Here is a 17291-nt window from a genome sequence, read left to right as displayed (position 1 = left end):
AGCACAAGTCAGCCGAGAGTCCCTGGCAGATCGATTTGCGCGTCCAGCAGGGCCATAAACGCCCGAGCAGCATTCGACAGCGTCCGTTCGGTGTGCAGGATATAGCCTAGCTGGCGACTGAGTTGTATGCCCGGTAAAGGTATGCGCGCCACCTGATCGTCGAGCATGGTGCGTGGCAAAACGCTCCAGGCCAGGCCGATCGACACCATCATCTTGATGGTTTCCAGATAGTTGGTGCTCATGGCGATGTTCGGCGTCAGGCCCTGAGCCTCGAACAGCTTTTGAACGATGTGGTGGGTAAAGGTGTTGCCGCCGGGAAAAACTGCCGGATGGCCGGCAATGTCGGCCAATGTGACAGCGCCGTTGCTGATCAATGTGTGTTCCGGGGCGACCACAAAATCCAGCGGGTCATCCCAGACCGGTGTGGCCTTGACCAGCGTGTGCGGCTCCGGCGCCAGGGTGATGACCGCCAGTTCTGCGCGGCCATGGAGAATCTCCTCGTAGGCCACTTCCGAATCGAGGAACTGAATATCCAGCGCAACCTGTGGGTAGCGGCGGGTGTACTCCCTTAATAAGGGGGGCAAACGGTGCAGGCCGATGTGGTGACTGGTGGCCAGGGTCAGGCGCCCTGTGACTTCACCGGTCAGGTTGGTCAGGGCGCGGCGCGTGTCGTCCAGCACGTTGAGAATCTGATAGGCCCGTGGCAGCAACGCCCGGCCGGCTTCGGTCAGGCCCACTTCACGGCCCAGTCGGTCGAACAGCCGCACATTCAATTGCTGCTCCAGTCCGGCGATGCGTTTGCTGATCGCCGGTTGCGTCAGGTGCAGGCGTTCACCGGCACCGGAGAAGCTCCCGGACTCGGCAATCGCGATAAAAGCATTGAGGTTGGCCAGATCCATGGTTGTATTCCAGTTGGTTATCCAAAGCATAAAAAATATGAATTTGAGTTATTCAATTTAACCCCATAGGATCGGCCTCACAAGCCAAAGGGTTATTGATAAGCCCAGGGCATAGAAACAAGCTGATGAGGAAACGTCTGATGGCCGGCAAAACGCTCTACGACAAGCTCTGGGATTCGCATTTGGTCAAGCAGCGCGACGATGGTTCGGCGCTGATCTATATCGATCGTCACATCATCCACGAAGTGACCTCGCCGCAAGCCTTCGAAGGCCTGCGTCTGGCCGGGCGCAAGCCTTGGCGCATCGATGCCAACATCGCGACCCCGGACCACAACGTACCGACCACCCCGGAGCGCAAGGGCGGCATCAGCGCCATTGCCGACCAGGTTTCGCGTTTGCAGGTCCAGACCCTCGACGACAACTGCGATGAATACGGCATCGTCGAATTCAAGATGAACGACGTGCGCCAAGGCATCGTCCACGTCATCAGTCCGGAGCAGGGCGCGACCTTGCCGGGCATGACCGTGGTCTGCGGCGACTCGCACACCTCGACCCATGGCGCCTTCGGCGCATTGGCCCACGGTATCGGCACTTCCGAGGTCGAGCACGTGCTCGCCACCCAGTGCCTGGTCGCCAAGAAAATGAAGAACATGCTGGTGCGCGTCGAAGGCCGGTTGCCGTTCGGCGTGACCGCCAAGGACATCGTTCTGGCCGTGATCGGCAAGATCGGCACCGCCGGCGGTAACGGCCACGCCATCGAATTTGCCGGCAGCGCGATTCGCGACCTGTCCATCGAAGGCCGCATGACCATTTGCAACATGTCCATCGAAGCCGGCGCCCGTGTGGGCCTGGTGGCGGCGGACCAGAAGACTGTGGATTACGTCAAGGGTCGTCCGTTCGCACCGAAAGGCGCCGAGTGGGATCTGGCGGTCGAATCCTGGAAAGACCTGGTATCCGACGCCGACGCGCATTTCGACACCGTGGTCGAACTTGACGCCGCGCAGATCAAGCCGCAAGTCAGCTGGGGCACTTCGCCGGAAATGGTCCTGGCCGTTGATCAGAACGTGCCGGACCCGGCCAAGGAAATGGATCTGGTCAAACGCGACTCGATCGTCCGCGCCTTGAAATACATGGGGCTGACCGCCAATCAGGCGATCACCGACATCCAGCTCGACCGCGTATTCATCGGTTCCTGCACCAACTCGCGGATCGAAGACTTGCGCGCTGCCGCTGTGATCGCCAAGGGCCGCAAGGTTGCCTCGACCATCAAGCAGGCCATCGTGGTGCCAGGCTCGGGTCTGGTGAAGGCTCAGGCCGAGGCGGAAGGTCTGGACAAGATCTTCCTTGAAGCCGGTTTCGAATGGCGCGAGCCGGGTTGCTCGATGTGTCTGGCGATGAACCCGGATCGTTTGGAGTCCGGTGAGCATTGCGCCTCGACGTCCAACCGTAACTTCGAAGGCCGTCAGGGCGCCGGTGGCCGTACCCACCTCGTCAGCCCGGCCATGGCCGCTGCGGCGGCGGTGAACGGTCGTTTCATCGACGTTCGTGAATTGATCTAAAGGAGCGCAGCATGAAAGCTTTTACCCAGCACACTGGTCTTGTCGCGCCTCTGGATCGTGCCAACGTCGATACCGATCAGATCATTCCGAAGCAATTCTTGAAGTCGATCAAGCGCACCGGTTTCGGCCCGAACCTGTTCGACGAGTGGCGTTACCTCGATGTGGGTCAGCCGTATCAGGACAACTCCAAGCGCCCGCTGAACAAGGAGTTCGTACTCAACGCCGAGCGTTATCAAGGCGCCAGCGTGTTGCTGGCCCGCGAAAACTTCGGTTGCGGTTCCAGCCGTGAGCACGCGCCGTGGGCGCTGGAGGAATACGGTTTTCGCAGCATCATCGCGCCGAGCTATGCCGACATCTTCTTCAACAACAGCTTCAAGAACGGCTTGTTGCCGATCATCCTGAGCGACGCCGAAGTCGACGAGCTGTTCAAGCAGGTCGAGGCCGAGCCGGGCTATCAGTTGCAGATCGATCTGCACGAACAGACCGTGACCAGCCCGAGCGGCAAGGTCTATCGCTTCGAGATCGACGCGTTCCGCAAGCACTGCCTGCTCAACGGTCTGGACGACATCGGCCTGACCTTGCAGGACGGTGATGCGATTGCCGCGTTCGAAGCCAAACATCGCGCGAGCCAGCCGTGGTTGTTCCGCGACGCGTGATCGATCTGAAAAAGATGTAGGCAGTACCGCCCTCATCGCGAGCAGGCTCGCTCCCACAGGGGGAATGCATTTCAAATGTGGGAGCGACGGTGCGACGATTCGACCTGCTCGCGAAGGCGGCAGCTCAAACAACACAGCTATCAGGATGTGACCATGACCAGCACCGCCCACAGTCAGGTTGTACAAAAGCAATTCGGTGAACAGGCCGCCGCCTACCTGAGCAGCGCCGTTCACGCTCAAGGCACTGAATTTGCGCTGCTGCAGGCTGAGCTGGCGGGGCAGGGCGAGGCTCGAGTGCTGGACTTGGGTTGCGGCGCTGGGCACGTGAGTTTTCACGTCGCTCCTTTGGTGAAGGAAGTGGTGGCCTACGACCTGTCGCAGCAGATGCTCGATGTGGTGGCCGCCGCTGCCGTGGATCGCGGTTTGAGCAATGTGTCCACGGTCAACGGTGCCGCCGAACGTTTGCCGTTCGCCGATGGCGAATTCGACTTCGTGTTCAGCCGCTATTCGGCACACCATTGGAGCGACCTCGGCCTGGCCTTGCGCGAAGTGCGCCGGGTGCTGAAACCGGGTGGCGTGGCAGCGTTCATCGATGTGCTGTCGCCGGGCAGTCCGCTGTTCGACACCTATTTGCAGAGCGTCGAAGTGCTGCGCGACACCAGTCATGTGCGCGATTATTCGGCCGGTGAGTGGCTGCGCCAGGTCAGCGAGGCCGGCCTGCACACCCGAAGTACCACGCGTCAGCGCCTGCGTCTGGAGTACAACAGCTGGGTCGAGCGCATGCGCACGCCTGAAGTGATGCGCGCCGCGATCCGCCAGTTGCAGCAGTCGATGGGCAACGAAGTACGCGATTATTTTGAAATTGAGGCCGATGGTTCGTTCAGTACAGATGTACTGGTGCTCTGGGCCGAGAAATAAACGTAGAACGAAAAGCATTTTTCCGGGAGCGCCCCTCGATGGCGCACCGACTGAAGACACGAGGAAAGCATGAGCAAGCAGATTCTGATTCTCCCAGGCGATGGTATTGGTCCGGAAATCATGGCCGAAGCGGTCAAGGTGCTGGAGCTGGCCAACGACAAGTACAGCCTGGGCTTCGAACTGAGCCATGACGTGATCGGTGGCGCCGCCATCGACAAGCACGGCGTGCCGCTGGCCGACGAAACCCTGGACCGCGCCCGCGCAGCCGATGCCGTGCTGCTGGGCGCCGTGGGCGGCCCGAAATGGGACACCATCGAGCGTGACATCCGCCCTGAGCGCGGCCTGCTGAAAATCCGTGCGCAACTGGGCCTGTTCGGCAACCTGCGTCCGGCAATCCTGTACCCGCAACTGGCTGAGGCTTCGAGCCTGAAGCCGGAAATCGTCGCCGGTCTGGACATCCTGATCGTCCGTGAGCTGACCGGTGGTATCTACTTCGGCGCACCGCGCGGCACCCGTACCCTGGAAAACGGCGAGCGTCAGTCCTACGACACGCTGCCGTACAGCGAAAGCGAAATCCGCCGCATCGCCCGCGTCGGTTTCGACATGGCCCGCGTGCGTGGCAAGAAGCTGTGCTCGGTGGACAAGGCCAACGTGCTGGCGTCCAGCCAATTGTGGCGGGAAGTGGTCGAGCAGGTCGCCAAGGATTATCCGGACGTCGAACTGAGCCACATGTACGTCGACAACGCCGCCATGCAACTGGTGCGTGCACCGAAGCAGTTCGACGTGATCGTCACCGACAACATGTTCGGCGACATCCTGTCCGACGAAGCGTCGATGCTCACCGGCTCCATCGGCATGCTGCCCTCGGCCTCGCTGGACGCCAATAACAAGGGTATGTACGAGCCTTGCCACGGTTCGGCACCGGACATCGCGGGCAAAGGCATCGCCAACCCGCTGGCGACCATTCTGTCGGTGTCGATGATGCTGCGTTACAGCTTCAATCTGCACGAAGCGGCGGATGCCATCGAGAAAGCGGTCAGCGTGGTGCTGGATCAAGGTCTGCGCACCGGCGATATCTTTTCGACCGGTTGCACTAAAGTCGGTACGCAGGAAATGGGTGACGCAGTAGTCGCCGCGCTGCGGAATCTGTAATCTCTCGGGCCCGCTGCGAAATTCAATACAAAGCAGCGGCCCACTTTTCAAGAAGGTGTAGTTGCGATGAAACGTGTAGGTCTGATCGGTTGGCGCGGCATGGTCGGTTCCGTGCTCATGCAGCGGATGCTGGAAGAGCAGGACTTCGATCTTATCGAGCCGGTGTTTTTCACCACTTCCAATGTCGGTGGCCAAGGCCCGTCCGTGGGCAAGGACATTGCTCCGCTCAAGGACGCTTACAGCATTGAAGAGCTGAAGACCCTCGACGTGATCCTGACCTGCCAGGGCGGCGACTACACCAGCGAAGTGTTCCCGAAGCTGCGCGAAGCCGGCTGGCAGGGTTACTGGATCGACGCGGCCTCGAGCCTGCGGATGAACGACGACGCCGTCATCATTCTCGACCCGGTCAACCGCAAGGTCATCGACCAGCAGCTCGATGCGGGCACCAAGAACTACATCGGCGGCAACTGCACCGTCAGCCTGATGCTGATGGGTCTGGGCGGTCTGTTCGAGGCCGGTCTGGTCGAGTGGATGAGCGCCATGACCTATCAGGCGGCCTCCGGCGCCGGCGCGCAGAACATGCGTGAACTGATCAAGCAGATGGGCGCGACCCACGCCGCTGTCGCCGATCAACTGGCCGATCCTGCCAGCGCGATCCTCGACATCGACCGTCGTGTGGCTGAAGCCATGCGCAGCGATGCGTACCCGACCGAAAACTTCGGTGTGCCGCTGGCCGGCAGCCTGATCCCGTGGATCGACAAGGAACTGCCGAACGGCCAGAGCCGCGAAGAGTGGAAGGCCCAGGCCGAGACCAACAAGATCCTCGGCCGCTTCAAGAGCCCGATCCCGGTCGACGGCATCTGCGTGCGCATCGGCGCCATGCGTTGCCACAGCCAGGCGCTGACCATCAAGCTGAACAAGGATGTGCCGATCGCCGATATCGAAGGGCTGATCAGCCAGCACAACCCATGGGTCAAACTGGTGCCTAACCAGCGTGAAATCAGCATGCAGGAGCTGAGCCCGACGAAAGTCACCGGCACCCTGAACGTACCGGTCGGTCGTCTGCGCAAGCTGAACATGGGTTCGCAGTTCGTTGGCGCGTTCACCGTCGGCGACCAGTTGCTGTGGGGCGCTGCCGAGCCGCTGCGTCGCATGCTGCGGATCCTGCTGGAGCGTTGATCGCTTGACGCAATGAAAGAACCCGCGCCTTGCAAGAGGCGCGGGTTTTTTTGCCTGCGTGGCAGCCACCCGGTAAAGTGCCGCTCCCCCCGTTCCACCAGAGGTCGCACCATGAGCCAGCCCATTGATATTGCCGTAATCGGCGCCACCGGTATTGTCGGCGAAACCCTTGTGCAGATTCTCGAGGAGCGCGACTTCCCGGTCGGCAATCTGCACCTGTTGGCCAGCAGTGAATCCGCTGGCAGCTCGGTGCTGTTTCGCAACAAGAACGTGCGAGTGCGCGAAGTCGACGAGTTTGATTTCAGCAAGGTCAAACTGGCGTTCTTTGCCGCCGGCCCGGCCATCACCCTGAGTTACGCGGCTCGCGCCCATGCGGCGGGTTGCTCGCTGGTCGATCTGTCCGGCGCCTTGCCGGCGGATCAGGCGCCGCAAGTGGTGCCGGAGGCCAATGCCGCTGTGCTGGCGAGTTTGAAAGTGCCGTTCCAGGTCAGCAGCCCGAGCCCGTCGGCCACCACATTGGCCGTGGTGCTGGCGCCGCTGCTCGATCTGGTCGAGCTGCAATATGTGCATGTCACCGCCAATCTGGCGGTTTCCGCCCAGGGCCGCGAAGCCGTGACCGAGCTCGCGCGCCAGACCGCCGAGCTGCTGAACATGCGTCCGCTGGAGCCGACATTCTTCGACCGGCAGATGGCTTTCAACCTGCTGGCTCAGGTCGGCACGCCCGACGCGCAAGGCCACACGCTGCTGGAAAAGCGTCTGGTGCGCGAGCTGCGTCAGGTGCTGGTCAAACCTTCATTGAAGATTTCGGCAACTTGCGTTCAAGCCCCGGTGTTTTTTGGCGATAGCTTTAGCGTGACCTTGCAGTCAGCGAACGCTGTCGACCTGGAAAAGGTCAATGCCGCGCTTGATGATGCCGAGGGGATCGAGCTGGTCGAGGCCGGCGATTATCCGACTGCCGTCGGTGACGCGGTGGGGCAGGATGTGGTCTATGTCGGGCGGGTGCGCACCGGTGTCGACGAGCCGTCGGAACTTAATCTGTGGCTGACGTCAGATAACGTACGCAAAGGTGCGGCGCTCAACGCGGTGCAAGTGGCCGAGTTGTTGATAAAAGACCTGCTGTAAAAGATACTTGGCAACAATTTGTCGACTGATTCTAGCCGGGCGCTATGCTTGGCCAGACCGCTTGATGACGTAATACCCTCCGGGACTTTCCGGGGCATCAAAGAAATGATCGCGCGCGGCATGCTGTCGTCGTCGCGCGCAATGCCTTACGGCAGCGACAATCAACATCTTCTCGCTGGCCGAGGAACGTTCAAACAAAGGAAGAGGCTATGGTTCAAGTTCGCAAACTGGTGTTAGCAATAGCGGCCGCCTCGGCGCTGTCCTCCGGTATGGCGCATGCCCTCGGGCTCGGGGAGCTGACCCTGAAGTCGACCCTGAACCAGCCGCTGGTGGCGGAAATCGAGCTGCTCGATGTCAAGGATCTCACCGCTGCCGAAGTGGTGCCGAGCCTGGCCTCGCCGGAAGATTTCGCCAAGGCCGGCGTCGATCGCCAGGCCTTCCTCAATGATCTGACCTTCACCCCGGTGCTCAACGCCAGCGGCAAAAGCGTGCTGCGCGTAACCTCGAGCAAGCCGCTGTCGGAACCGATGGTGAAATTCCTGGTGCAGGTGATGTGGCCGAACGGCCGTCTGCTGCGTGATTACAGCGTGCTGTTGGATCCGTCGAAGTTCTCGCCGCAGACTGCTGATGCCGCCGCTCAACCCGCGCCAGCGCAAACCATCACCGCGCCGACCACGGGTGCAACGCATTCGACCCACACCACCACGCCGCGTGACACCCTGTGGGAAATCGCGGCGAAGGCGCGCACTGGCGGATCGATCCAGCAGACCATGCTGGCGATTCAGGCGTTGAACCCTGACGCATTCATCGACGGCAACATCAACCGCCTGAAAACCGGTCAGGTGCTGCGTCTGCCGGATCAAGTGCAAAGCACCGCGCTGCCGCAGTCCAAAGCGATTGCCGAAGTGGCCGCGCAGAACGAAGCCTGGCGTCAGGGCCGTCGTTACGTGGCCAAGCCGGGCACCGGTCAGCAGCAGCTCGATGCGACCAATCGTGGCCGCGCCAATACTGGTGCTGCGCAAAACGCCAAGGACAACCTGAGCCTGGTGTCCGCCGAAAGCGCGAAGGCGCGCGGCAAGGGCCCGGCCGGCGATGCCAAGGCTCTGAGCAATAAACTGGCCGTGACTCAGGAAAGCCTCGACACGACCCGTCGTGACAATGCAGAACTGAAAAGCCGAATGGCTGATCTGCAAAGCCAGTTGGACAAACTGCAACGCCTGATCGAGCTGAAGAACAATCAACTGGCGAAAATGCAGGCTGAAGGTCCGGGCTCAACCCCGGCGCCGGCAGCTGACGCGGCTGCGCCAGCCGTTGCGCCGGTTCCGGCCATTACTGCGGAACTGGCTGCGACTCCGCCGGCGACTCCGGCCCAGGCGGCACCTGCGCCTGAAGCCGCCGCACCGGCACCGGTTGAGCCAGTGGCCGAGCCAAAGCCTGCTGCCGACGAAGACAAAACCTTCAACGAACTGCTGACCAACCCGATCCTGCTGGGTCTGGTCGGTGGTGGTGCGGTGGTGTTCCTGCTTCTGCTGTTGCTGCTGGCCCGTCGCCGCAAGGCGCAACAGGAAGCCGAGAAACACCTGCGCATGGCCCGCGCCCTGGAGGAACAGTCGTTCTCGCCTGAACTCGATCTGCCTGAAGACAGCTTCGAGGGCCTGGAAGTGCCGGCGGCAAGCGTCAAACTCACACCCGCAGCGGCTCCAGCCCCGGCACCTGCTCCTGTGGTGGCTCCGGTGGTGATGGCCGAGCCAATCGCCGCGCCGCTGGTGGCGCCGGCTGCCGAGCGTTCCGACGACGTCCTGGACAAGGCGCAGTCGCACATCGACGGCGGTCGTCTGAATCAAGCCGCCGCGTTGCTGGAGGAGGGCGTGAGCCTGGAGCCGCAGCGCAGTGATCTGCGTCTGAAGCTGATGGAAGTCTACGGTCGCCAGGGTGATCGCGATGCGTTCGTCGCTCAGGAACGCCAACTGGTTGCCAATGGCGACAACTTCGCGAAGGTCGAAGAGCTGAAAAGCCGCTTCCCGGCCATGGCGGTCGTCGCGGCCAGCGGTCTGGCGGCAGCAGCCATAGCCGCCGAGCTGGACGCGGAATACGTCAAGGAGCTGCTGCTGGACGAGCCTGAGGCGCCAGTTGCTTCTGCTGCGGCAGATGACGATCTGGACAGCGCTTTCGACCTGAGCCTCGACGATCTCGACAACATCACACCAGTAGAACCTGTGGCGGCTGTCGAGCCGGAAGCGCCGGTCGAACTCGACGAATTTCCATCGGACGACGATCTGAGCTTCGAATCGGTGCTGCAGCAGCAGACCGAGATCAAGGAAAACCTCGACGACCTCTCCGACTTCGACCTGGATCTGGACCTCGGTGCAGACCCTGCGCCTGCACCGGTCGAGTTGGCAGACGATGACTTCCTGCTGGATCTGGATGAAGGCGTGAAGGATCTGCCGCTGGTCGAAACTCCAACCGTGGCCGACGTGCCGCAAGACGATCTGGAGCTGCCAGCCGACTTCGACCTGTCCCTGGCAGACGAAATGGACGCTGCGCCAGCCGAGCCGGATGCGTTCGCCGCCGAGCTGGACGACGTCAATGCCGAGCTGGATCGCCTGTCGAGCAGCATCAACGAGCCAAGCTTCACCGAAGCTGATGCTGCGTTGGGTGATGATCTGGGTGAGGATGACTTCGACTTCCTGTCCGGCACCGACGAAGCCGCTACCAAGCTCGATCTGGCGCAGGCCTACATCGACATGGGCGACAACGATGGCGCGCGCGACATCCTCAATGAAGTCATCAGCGAGGGCAACGACAAGCAGAAGAGCGAAGCGAGCGAAATGCTTTCGCATCTGGTCTGAGTCGGCGTTCAGCGGTAAACAGAACGGCAGCCCATGAGGCTGCCGTTTTTGTTTGGGTCTGGTTTCCCCGTCCCGCCGCCTTATAATGCCCGCCTTTGTAGATCAGCAGGCTGTACCGACTTGGCAAACATAGATAATCCGGCCGCCGAAATGGCCCCCGAAGGCTTTTTTCGTGTCGCCCTGGGCGTTGAATACAAGGGCTCGCGCTACAGCGGCTGGCAGCGTCAGTCCACCGGTGTGCTCACCGTGCAGGAAACCCTGGAAAAAGCCCTGTCGAAGGTCGCCAATTCGCCGATATCGCTGCAATGCGCCGGACGCACCGATGCCGGCGTTCATGCCTGCGGGCAGGTCGTGCATTTCGACACTCAGGTCGACCGTTCGCTGAAAGCCTGGGTCATGGGCGCCAACATCAATCTGCCCCACGACATCAGCGTCAGTTGGGCGAAGGTCATGCCGGCGCATTTCCATGCGCGATTCAAGGCGATTGCCCGACGCTATCGCTACGTGATCTACAACGATCAGATCCGCCCGGCGCATCTCAACGAAGAAATCACCTGGAATCACCGCCCGCTGGATGTCGAGCGCATGGCCGAGGCCGCGAAGTACCTGATCGGCACCCATGATTTCAGCGCTTTCCGTGCCGGCCAGTGCCAGGCCAAGTCGCCGATCAAGCAGATGCATCACTTGCGCGTGACCCGTCACGGCAAAATGATCGTGCTGGACATCCGCGCCAATGCCTTCCTGCACCACATGGTGCGCAACATCGCCGGGGTGCTGATGACGATCGGCGCCGGCGAGCGGCCGCCGGAGTGGATGAAAGAAGTGCTGGAGAGCCGCGAGCGGCGTTCCGGCGGGGTTACGGCGCATCCGTTCGGGCTTTATCTGGTACAGGTCGAGTACCACGACGAGTTCCCGTTGCCCGAGCGTTTCATCGGGCCACATTTCCTTACGGGTTTCTCGGAACTTGACGGCTGACGCCCTCGAATGCATTTGTTACCATCCGGGACTTTCCCGGATTTGCCTTGAGGTTCTTATCGACATGTCGGCCGTTCGCAGCAAGATTTGCGGGATTACCCGCATGGAAGATGCGTTGGCAGCCGTCGAGGCAGGGGCCGATGCCATCGGTTTTGTGTTCTACGCTAAAAGTCCCCGGGCGGTGACCGTGCAGCAGGCGCGGGCGATCATCGCCGCATTGCCGCCGTTCGTGACCACGGTCGGGCTGTTCGTCAATGCCAGCCGCTGCGAGCTCGGGGAAATCCTCGATGCCGTGCCGCTGGATCTGCTGCAGTTCCACGGCGACGAGACCGCCGCCGAGTGTGAAGGCTGGCACCGGCCGTACATCAAGGCCTTGCGGGTCAAGGCGGGCGATGACATTGCTGCTGCCTGCGATGCCTACCCGAGCGCCAGTGGCGTGTTGCTCGACACTTATGTCGAAGGCGTGCCAGGCGGAACCGGCGAGGCGTTTGACTGGTCATTGATTCCGCAAGGCTTGAGCAAGCCGTTGATTCTGGCCGGCGGCCTGACGCCGGAGAACGTCGCTGAGGCCATCGCCCGGGTGCGGCCATATGCCGTGGACGTCAGCGGCGGGGTAGAGGCGAGCAAGGGCATCAAGGATCACGCAAAGATTCGGGCGTTCATCAACGCCGTACGTTGATGTGACGGCTGGCAGACTGCCGCCGTCCACAGCTCTGTAGAAAAGAGGCTGAGGGTCTTTTCGGGTTGTACGCAGGTCAGTTCCGCTGACCCGGCAATCCATCGATCATCGCCACACATGAATTTAGCTGAAGGGCATACGCGGGGCCGCGAACCAGAGCGTTCGGGCCGCCGGTACTGGAGAAAGAAAGCATGAGCAACTGGTTGGTAGACAAGCTGATCCCTTCGATCATGCGTTCGGAGGTCAAGAAGAGCTCGGTGCCTGAAGGTCTGTGGCACAAATGCCCGTCCTGCGAGGCCGTGCTGTATCGTCCGGAGCTGGAAAAGACCCTGGACGTTTGCCCTAAATGCAACCACCACATGCGCATCGGCGCACGTGCGCGTATCGACATCTTCCTTGACGCCGAAGGCCGTGCCGAACTGGGCGCCGATCTGGAGCCGGTTGACCGTCTGAAATTCCGCGACGGCAAGAAGTACAAGGACCGTCTGGTCGCTGCCCAGAAGCAGACCGGCGAGAAAGACGCACTGGTTTCCATGAGCGGCACCCTGCTGGGCATGCCTGTCGTGGTTTCGGCGTTCGAATTCAGCTTCATGGGTGGCTCCATGGGCGCCATCGTCGGTGAGCGCTTCGTGCGCGCCGCCAACTACGCCCTGGAAAACCGTTGCCCGATGGTCTGCTTCTCCGCTTCCGGTGGTGCGCGCATGCAGGAAGCCCTGATCTCGCTGATGCAGATGGCCAAGACCTCGGCCGTGCTGGCGCGCCTGCGTGAAGAAGGCATTCCGTTCATCTCCGTTCTGACCGACCCGGTCTACGGCGGCGTTTCCGCCAGTCTGGCGATGCTGGGCGACGTGATCGTCGGCGAGCCTAAGGCTCTGATCGGCTTCGCCGGTCCGCGGGTGATTGAACAGACCGTGCGTGAAAAACTGCCGGAAGGCTTCCAGCGCAGCGAATTCCTGCTGGAGCACGGCGCAATCGACCTGATCATCGACCGTCGCGAGCTGCGTCCGCGTCTGGGTAACCTGCTGGCACAACTGACCGGCAAGCCGACGCCAACCTACGTTGCTGCGCCGATCGAGCCGATCGTCGTTCCGCCGGTGCCTGCCAACGTATGACCGAGCGCACCCTTGGCGAGTGGCTCGCCTACCTTGAGCAGTTGCATCCCTCGGCCATCGATATGGGGCTGGAGCGTTCGCAACAGGTAGCGTCCCGCATGGGGCTGGGCCAGCCGGCGCCTCGGGTGATTACGGTCACCGGCACCAACGGCAAGGGTTCGACCTGCGCTTTCGTGGCTTCGCTGCTGCGGGCGCAGGGCCTGAGCGTTGGTGTCTACAATTCTCCGCACCTGCTGCGTTATAACGAGCGGGTGCAGCTCAATGGCGTCGAAGCCACTGATGCGCAGCTGTGCGAAGCCTTCGCGGCGGTCGAGGCCGGGCGTGGCGAGACGTCTCTGACCTACTTCGAAATGGGCACGCTGGCGGCGTTCTGGCTGTTTCAGCAGGCCGGACTCGATGCGGTGGTGCTGGAAGTCGGGCTGGGCGGGCGTCTGGACACGGTCAACGTGGTCGATGCCGACATCGCACTGGTCACCAGTATTGGTGTCGATCATGCCGATTACCTGGGCAATACCCGCGAATCCGTGGCCTTCGAGAAGGCCGGGATTTTCCGCCAGGGCAAACCTGCGCTGTGCGGTGATCTGAATCCTCCGCAACCCCTGCTGGACAAGGCGCGCGAGCTTGCTTGCCCGTTTTTTCTGCGCGGGCGCGATTTCGATCTGGGTATCACGGATCAGTTCTGGCAGTGGCGTGGTACCGATGCTGAGGGTCAGGTCGTAGAGCTGCGTGATTTGCCTTTGCTCGACCTGCCGATGGAAAACGCTGCGTTGGCGTTGCAGGCTTATCTGCTGCTCGGTTTGCCATGGGATGCCGGGCAGATTGTTGCGGCCTTGCAGGCAACTCGCGTCGTCGGTCGCCTGGATCGTCGTTCGTTCGAATGGAACGGCAAGCGTCTGAATCTGCTGCTGGATGTTGGCCATAACCCGCATGCAGCGGAGTATCTGGCGCGGCGACTGGCTGCTCACCCGCCGGTCGGCAAGCGCCTGGCCGTGTTCGGCCTGTTGGCGGACAAGGATCTGGACGGCGTCATCGGTGAATTGAATGCCAGCGTCCAGCATTGGGCGGTGGCGCCACTGGATTCGCCGCGTGCGCGTCCGGTGGCTGAATTGAATGTTGCATTGCAGAACCTTGGCGCGTCGGTCACGTCTTATGACAGCGTGTCGGCCGCTCTGGAAGGGCAGTGCGCAGTGGCCACCAGCGACGACGAGATCTTGCTGTTCGGATCATTTTATTGTGTCGCCGAGGCCCTTGAATGGCTGTCTCGGCGCTCCACGGAGGAAGCGGCAAATGGCTTTGCTGGATAAAGCGTACAAGCAGCGCATGGTCGGTGCCCTGGTGTTGGTAGCGCTGGCGGTGATTTTCCTGCCGATGCTGTTTTCCCGTCAGGATGAACAGCGTCAGGTGATCGTCGAAGCGCCGGCTGCACCGCAGGCGCCCGCTGTGGCGCAGATCCAGATGGAGACAGTGGCCGTGCCTGAGCCTCAGGTTCTGCCGCAAGAGCCTGTGCCGAGCGATGACGAAGTTGCCCAGCAGACTGCGCCAGCGGCGCCGATTGTGCCTGCGGCGCCGACTCCGGCTCCAGCGCCGGTAGCCAAGCCAGTCGCAGTTGCACCTGCACCTGCGCCGGCTCCCGTGGCCAAACCTGCCGCAGCGCCGACGCAGCCGATCGCTGCACTGTCTGCCAAACCGGATACCACTCAAAGTCGCGTCGACGCCAACGGCCTTTCGGTGAGCTGGTCGGTGCAACTGGCCAGTCTGTCGAGCCGCGCCAGCGCCGAAAGCCTGCAGAAAACGTTGCGCAGTCAGGGCTACAACGCCTACATCCGTTCGGCCGATGGCAAGAATCGGGTGTTCGTCGGTCCGCTGATCGAGCGCGCCGAAGCCGATCGTTTGCGTGATCTGTTGAGCCGCCAGCAAAACCTCAAGGGGTTTGTGGTGCGCTTCCAGCCCGAGCGTGGCTGAAATCTATCGCCCCGATTGAAATGCACTGACAATCGCAGCTTACCGACAGCCATGCGCTCTGCTAAAATGCGCCGCCTTATCCGTCTGTAGGCTGCACTGTGCCATTTACCTGGGTTGACTGGGCGATCGTTGCAATCATCGCCATCTCCGCATTGATCAGTTTGAGCCGCGGCTTCGTCAAAGAAGCGTTGTCGCTCGTGACCTGGATCATCGCAGGAGCTGTTGCCTGGATGTTCGGTGGCTCACTGTCCGAGTACCTCGCCGGATACATTCAAACTCCATCGGCTCGTGTGATCACGGGCTGTGCCATCTTGTTTGTCGCCACACTGATCGTGGGCGCAATGATCAATTATCTTATCGGCGAGTTGGTTCGCGTCACCGGGTTGTCCGGGACCGATCGATTCCTCGGCATGGCCTTCGGCGCTGCGCGTGGCGTGTTGCTGGTGGTCGTGGCGGTCGGGCTGTTGAGCCTGGGGCCGGTACAGCAGGACGGGTGGTGGAAAGAATCACAGCTCGTGCCAAAGTTTCTATTGGTCGCAGACTGGTCCAAAAACCTGATTCTCGGGTGGAGCAGTCAGTGGCTTGCCAGCGGAATCAGCGTACCCGCTGATATTCCGTTCAAGGAGCAACTCTTGCCGTCGGCCAAAACGCCTCAGTGAGTGTTGTTCAGTTCAGATCCATTAAGTAGGGGTTGCGTCGCATGTGTGGCATCGTCGGTATCGTCGGTAAGTCGAACGTCAATCAGGCGCTGTATGACGCGCTAACCGTGCTCCAGCACCGCGGCCAGGACGCTGCCGGTATCGTGACCAGCCATGATGGCCGGTTGTTCTTGCGCAAGGACAATGGCCTGGTGCGTGACGTGTTTCAACAGCGTCACATGCAGCGCCTGGTCGGCCACATGGGTATCGGCCACGTCCGTTACCCGACTGCTGGCAGCTCGACATCGGCCGAGGCACAGCCGTTCTACGTCAACTCGCCTTACGGCATTACCCTGGCGCACAACGGCAACCTGACCAACGTTGAACAGTTGGCCAAAGAGATCTACGAATCCGATCTGCGTCACGTCAACACCAGCTCCGACTCGGAAGTGTTGCTCAACGTGTTCGCCCATGAGCTGGCCCAGCGCGGCAAGCTGCAACCGACCGAAGAAGACGTGTTTGCCGCCGTGACCGACGTGCACAACCGTTGCGTCGGTGGCTACGCCGTCGTGGCGATGGTGACCGGTTACGGCATCGTCGGTTTCCGTGACCCGCACGGCATCCGCCCGATCGTGTTCGGCCAGCGTCACACCGACGAAGGCGTCGAGTACATGATCGCGTCCGAAAGCGTTTCGCTGGACGTGCTCGGCTTCACCCTGATCCGCGACCTGGCGCCAGGTGAAGCGGTCTACATCACTGAAGACGGCAAGCTGCACACCCGTCAGTGCGCGACCAATCCGTCCCTGACCCCGTGCATCTTCGAACACGTCTACCTGGCGCGTCCGGATTCGATCATCGACGGCGTGTCGGTCTATAAGGCCCGTCTGCGCATGGGTGAGAAACTGGCCGAGAAGATCCTGCGCGAGCGTCCTGAGCACGACATCGACGTGGTCATCCCGATCCCGGACACCAGCCGCACTGCCGCGCTGGAACTGGCGAACCACCTTGGCGTGAAATTCCGCGAAGGCTTCGTCAAGAACCGTTACATCGGCCGTACCTTCATCATGCCCGGCCAGGCCGCGCGCAAGAAATCGGTACGCCAGAAGCTCAACGCCATCGAGCTGGAATTCCGCGGCAAGAACGTGATGCTGGTGGACGACTCGATCGTTCGCGGCACCACCTGCAAGCAGATCATCCAGATGGCCCGCGAAGCCGGCGCGAAAAACGTCTACTTCTGCTCGGCGGCTCCGGCTGTGCGCTTCCCGAACGTGTACGGCATCGACATGCCGAGCGCTCACGAACTGATCGCACACAACCGTTCGACCCAGGATGTCGCCGATCTGATCGGTGCAGACTGGCTGATCTATCAGGACCTGCCTGACTTGATCGAAGCGGTCGGTGGCGGCAAGATCAAGATCGAAAACTTCGACTGCGCGGTGTTCGACGGCAAATACGTCACCGGCGACGTCGACGAGGCTTACCTGAACAAGATCGAACAGGCACGCAACGATGCCTCGAAGGTCAAGACCCAGGCGGTCAGTGCGATCATCGATCTTTACAACAACTGAGTTTCAACCGGCCCTTAGGGGCC

Annotated in this window: 15 protein-coding genes; 14 read left to right on the top strand and 1 reads right to left on the bottom strand. The window is 61.4% G+C overall.

Annotated elements, in window-relative coordinates:
* Window positions 1-8: 8 nt before the first annotated feature.
* Entirely contained in the window at window positions 9-899 is an 891-nt protein-coding gene (locus J5M72_RS07825; RefSeq protein ID WP_169429649.1) for a LysR family transcriptional regulator, read from the bottom strand.
* A 140-nt stretch (window positions 900-1039) separates the two neighbouring features.
* Here J5M72_RS07825 and leuC point away from each other — a divergent pair, with 140 nt between their 5' ends.
* The 14 genes from leuC to purF all read left to right on the top strand — a co-directional run bounded on the left by leuC (window position 1040) and on the right by purF (window position 17268).
* A complete protein-coding gene (gene leuC / locus J5M72_RS07820) occupies window positions 1040-2458 on the top strand; it encodes a 3-isopropylmalate dehydratase large subunit (protein WP_169429650.1) in 1419 nt (472 codons plus the stop codon).
* A gap of 11 nt (window positions 2459-2469) precedes the next feature.
* On the top strand, window positions 2470-3114 hold the full coding sequence (gene leuD / locus J5M72_RS07815; protein ID WP_207865011.1) for a 3-isopropylmalate dehydratase small subunit: 645 nt from the start codon (window positions 2470-2472) through the stop codon (window positions 3112-3114).
* Window positions 3115-3267: 153 nt separating this feature from the next.
* Entirely contained in the window at window positions 3268-4032 is a 765-nt protein-coding gene (locus tag J5M72_RS07810; protein ID WP_207865009.1) for a class I SAM-dependent methyltransferase, read from the top strand.
* Window positions 4033-4101: 69 nt separating this feature from the next.
* The gene (gene leuB / locus J5M72_RS07805) at window positions 4102-5184 is read left to right on the top strand and encodes a 3-isopropylmalate dehydrogenase (protein WP_039770158.1); all 1083 of its coding nucleotides are present in this window, start codon (window positions 4102-4104) and stop codon (window positions 5182-5184) included.
* Window positions 5185-5250: 66 nt separating this feature from the next.
* Window positions 5251-6363, top strand: a complete 1113-nt coding sequence (gene asd, locus J5M72_RS07800; protein ID WP_007956451.1) for an aspartate-semialdehyde dehydrogenase — start codon at window positions 5251-5253, stop codon at window positions 6361-6363.
* Window positions 6364-6474: 111 nt separating this feature from the next.
* On the top strand, window positions 6475-7485 hold the full coding sequence (locus tag J5M72_RS07795; RefSeq protein WP_207865007.1) for an aspartate-semialdehyde dehydrogenase: 1011 nt from the start codon (window positions 6475-6477) through the stop codon (window positions 7483-7485).
* Between the two features lie 209 nt (window positions 7486-7694).
* Window positions 7695-10334: a FimV family protein gene (locus tag J5M72_RS07790; RefSeq protein WP_207865005.1), complete on the top strand. Its 2640-nt coding sequence runs from the start codon at window positions 7695-7697 to the stop codon at window positions 10332-10334.
* 150 nt (window positions 10335-10484) lie between these two features.
* Window positions 10485-11309: a tRNA pseudouridine(38-40) synthase TruA gene (truA, locus tag J5M72_RS07785; RefSeq protein WP_169432613.1), complete on the top strand. Its 825-nt coding sequence runs from the start codon at window positions 10485-10487 to the stop codon at window positions 11307-11309.
* Between the two features lie 64 nt (window positions 11310-11373).
* The gene (locus J5M72_RS07780; RefSeq protein ID WP_169429655.1) at window positions 11374-11988 is read left to right on the top strand and encodes a phosphoribosylanthranilate isomerase; all 615 of its coding nucleotides are present in this window, start codon (window positions 11374-11376) and stop codon (window positions 11986-11988) included.
* A gap of 191 nt (window positions 11989-12179) precedes the next feature.
* Entirely contained in the window at window positions 12180-13100 is a 921-nt protein-coding gene (gene accD, locus J5M72_RS07775; protein WP_169429656.1) for an acetyl-CoA carboxylase, carboxyltransferase subunit beta, read from the top strand.
* Window positions 13097-14404, top strand: a complete 1308-nt coding sequence (gene folC, locus J5M72_RS07770; RefSeq protein WP_207865003.1) for a bifunctional tetrahydrofolate synthase/dihydrofolate synthase — start codon at window positions 13097-13099, stop codon at window positions 14402-14404. Before accD ends, folC begins: the two co-directional genes overlap by 4 nt.
* On the top strand, window positions 14388-15062 hold the full coding sequence (locus J5M72_RS07765; RefSeq protein WP_207865001.1) for an SPOR domain-containing protein: 675 nt from the start codon (window positions 14388-14390) through the stop codon (window positions 15060-15062). The genes folC and J5M72_RS07765 overlap by 17 nt, the downstream gene beginning before the upstream one ends.
* Window positions 15063-15160: 98 nt before the next feature.
* On the top strand, window positions 15161-15721 hold the full coding sequence (locus J5M72_RS07760) for a CvpA family protein (RefSeq protein WP_207864999.1): 561 nt from the start codon (window positions 15161-15163) through the stop codon (window positions 15719-15721).
* A gap of 41 nt (window positions 15722-15762) precedes the next feature.
* Entirely contained in the window at window positions 15763-17268 is a 1506-nt protein-coding gene (gene purF, locus J5M72_RS07755) for an amidophosphoribosyltransferase (protein WP_007956466.1), read from the top strand.
* The last annotated feature ends 23 nt before the right edge of the window (window positions 17269-17291 follow it).

It is taken from the genome of Pseudomonas sp. 58(2021) (genome assembly GCF_017491585.1).
Classification (GTDB): Bacteria; Pseudomonadota; Gammaproteobacteria; order Pseudomonadales; family Pseudomonadaceae; genus Aquipseudomonas; species Aquipseudomonas fluorescens_BT.
This window is presented reverse-complemented; position numbering and strand designations above follow the sequence as displayed.